Source organism: Methylobacterium sp. A54F (assembly GCF_053346035.1).
This window is the reverse complement of record NZ_JBKFBF010000241.1, coordinates 1-255: the sequence shown is the minus strand read 5'-3', so window position 1 is coordinate 255 and position 255 is coordinate 1. Positions and strand designations below refer to the sequence as shown.

Genomic DNA, 255 nt, shown 5'->3' with positions numbered 1-255 from the left:
CCTGCCGGCTCGCCACGTCGATCACCGAGACCGTCCCGCCGATCTCCGAGGACACCCAGAGCCGGCGGCCGTCGGCGCTGAACTCGGCGTGGCGCGGGCGCTGGCCCACCGGCGTCGCGTCGACGGCGGTCAGGCTCGGCACGTCGATCCAGTGGACCATGTTGGTGGTCTCCGACGTCGTCACCGCGATTGTGCCGTCGGGGCTCACCGCCATGCCCTCGGGCTCGATGCCGACGTCGATCTGGGCGAGCACCT

Annotated in this window: 1 protein-coding gene; it reads right to left on the bottom strand. The window is 72.2% G+C overall.

Translation table 11 applies throughout. From position 1 onward, the window contains the following. On the bottom strand, window positions 1–255 hold a 255-nt coding region (locus tag ACLBXP_RS26145; RefSeq protein WP_447670685.1), incomplete at both ends, for a beta-propeller fold lactonase family protein.